Genomic DNA, 2,548 nt, shown 5'->3' with positions numbered 1-2,548 from the left:
CCCGCTGTCGCGGGCTTGCTGCCCCCCAAGGGGGCATTTTCACCTTGGGGCGGCCCGGCGGTGAAAAGCCTTCTTGCAGCGGTCCTGGCGTTCGCGGTTCCGATGGCGAATGCGGCGGCGCCGACGACGTGCGACAAGCCGGTGTACCTGACCTTCGACACGGGCCACATGGGCGTGGCGCCGTTGATCGCGGACGTGCTCAACCGCCATCACGTCAAAGTCACCTTCTTCCTGGCCAATGAACGCACCAAGACCGACGGCGCAAGCCTGGACGACGTGTGGGCGCCGTGGTGGAAGGCGCGCGCGGCCGAAGGCCATGCCTTCGGTTCGCACACGTACGACCACGTGTACTGGCAGGCCGACCTGCCCGGCGGCAAGTTCCGGGTGAAGCCCAGCGCAGGCCCGGAAAACGGCAAGCGCGAGGAATGGACGGCCGAGCAGTATTGCGCCGAGATCAAGCGTTCGGCCACCCGCTTTCATCAGATGACGGGCCAGAACATGCTGCCGATCTACCGCGCGCCGGGCGGCAAGACCTCGCCCGCGCTGCTGAAGGCGGCCAAGGCGTGCGGATTCGAGCACGTGGGCTGGGCGCCCGCCGGCTTCCTGGGCGACGAGCTGCCCAGCGATAAATACCCCAATGCCAAGTTGCTGGACCAGGCGCTGCGCACCATCAAGCCGGGCGACATCCTGCTGGCCCACCTCGGCATCTGGTCGCGCCAGGACCCCTGGGCGCCCGCCGTGCTGGAGCCCTTGATTGTGGGCTTGCAGCAGAAGGGCTATTGTTTTGCTACCTTGAATACGCATCCCGCTTACCGCGATTGGATCGCCACGCATCACTGATCATGGACACGCTTAGTCAATTCTTCGGGGCCTGCCAGCAATGGCTCTTCGAAACGCTGATCCAGCCTGCGCTGTTTCACCTGGGAATGAGCAACTTCATCGAAGACGGCTACGACGCCACTATGTGGCTGCTGGTGGGCCTGGTGCAGATCGCCGTCCTGGTGCTGGTGTTCGGCCCCTTGCAGCGCCTGCGGCCGGTTGAAGCCGTTACCGACCGCCGCCAGATCGGCATCGACGTGCTGTACACGCTGATCCATCGCCTGGGCGTGTTCCGCCTGGCGCTGTTCTTCACGATCGATCCGTTCTGGGACAGCATCTTCGGGCAACTGCACGTCTGGGGCTTTGCGCCGTTCCAGCTGGACCAGTACTGGCCCGGCGTGACGGACAAGGCCTGGGTCAGCCTGATCATCTACCTGCTGCTGTTCGACGCGGTGGACTACGTCTACCACCGGGCCCAGCACCGCTTCAGCTGGCTCTGGGCGTTGCACGCGGTGCATCACAGCCAGCGCCAGATGACCATCTGGAGCGACGACCGCAATCACCTGCTGGACGACATGCTGCGCGACGTGCTGGTCGTGTTCGTCTCGCAGCTGGTGGGCGTGCCGCCCGCGCAATTCGTGATCGTGGTGGCCATCACCCAGCTGGCGCAAAGCTTCTCGCACGCCAACCTGCGCATGCATTTCGGCGCGCTGGGCGAACGCTTGCTGGTCAGCCCGCGCTTTCACCGCCATCACCATTCCATCGCCTACGACGCCTCGTCGCCGGGGCCGGTGGGCGGCTACAACTTCGCCGCGCTGTTCCCGATCTGGGACGTGCTGTTCCGCACCGCCCGCTTCGGCGTGGGCTATGGCCCGACGGGCATCCACGACCAACGGGCGGAATTGGGCGGGCGCGACTACGGCCGCAGCTTCTGGTCGCAGCAATGGCTGGGCATCAAACGCATGGTGGGCCGTGACCGCGAACCCGTCTCCGCGCCGCCCAGCCCGCCCGGCGCCGCGGAACGCGCATGACGGCGCCGGCCTGAACCAGACCGTGCCAAGAAAAAAACCGAGCCTGCATGGCTCGGTTTTTTTTCGCCGGACCGGTTCAGGCGGCGGGCGGCGCGTCGTGCGTGGTTTCGCGCTTGATCTCGTCGTGGCGGCGTTCCATTTCCTGGCGCAATTCACGACGCAGGCGGGCGGCCTCGAAACGTTGCTTCTCTTCCAGGTTGCGCGGCGCCAGCGGCGGCACGGCGGTCGGCGCGCCTTGGTCGTCTACCGCCACCATCGTGAAGTAGCAGCTGTTGGTGTGGCGCACCAGCTTCTTGCGAATGTCTTCGGTGACGACCTTGATGCCGATCTCCATCGAGGTGCGGCCGGTGTAGTTCACCGCCGCCAGGAAGGTCACCAGTTCGCCGACGTGGATGGGTTCGCGGAACACGACCTGGTCGACCGACAGGGTCACCACGTATTGGCCGGCGTACCGGCTGGCACAGGCGTAGGCCACCTGGTCCAGGTACTTGAGGATGGTTCCGCCGTGCACGTTCCCCGAGAAATTCGCCATGTCCGGCGTCATCAGGATGGTCATCGACAATTGGTGGCTAAAGGCGTCGTCCATGGCGGGCGCTCATCATTCAGAAATAAAACGCCTATGGTAGCGGCAGGCGCCTGTCATGGCGCCGTCATTCGCGTGGCGGCTAGGGTTTCTTCGCCACAGGGGCAACGGCCGT

At 65.3% G+C, this 2,548-nt stretch carries 3 protein-coding genes; 2 read left to right on the top strand and 1 reads right to left on the bottom strand.

Going from position 1 to position 2,548, the window contains the following annotated elements:
* Positions 1 to 102: 102 nt before the first annotated feature.
* Positions 103 to 840 (top strand): polysaccharide deacetylase family protein, encoded by a 738-nt coding sequence (locus ACO6D5_RS27105; RefSeq protein WP_315844935.1) that lies wholly within the window; start codon positions 103 to 105, stop codon positions 838 to 840.
* Positions 841 to 842: 2 nt separating this feature from the next.
* Positions 843 to 1,850: a sterol desaturase family protein gene (locus ACO6D5_RS27100; protein ID WP_315844886.1), complete on the top strand. Its 1,008-nt coding sequence runs from the start codon at positions 843 to 845 to the stop codon at positions 1,848 to 1,850.
* A 76-nt stretch (positions 1,851 to 1,926) separates the two neighbouring features.
* Here ACO6D5_RS27100 and ACO6D5_RS27095 read toward each other — a convergent pair whose 3' ends face one another.
* Entirely contained in the window at positions 1,927 to 2,436 is a 510-nt protein-coding gene (locus tag ACO6D5_RS27095; RefSeq protein ID WP_315844887.1) for a hotdog domain-containing protein, read from the bottom strand.
* Positions 2,437 to 2,548: the final 112 nt, after the last annotated feature.

Source organism: Achromobacter sp., assembly GCF_057314935.1.
The sequence above is the reverse complement of the archived record's forward strand: the minus strand, read 5'-3'. Positions and strand labels throughout refer to the sequence as shown.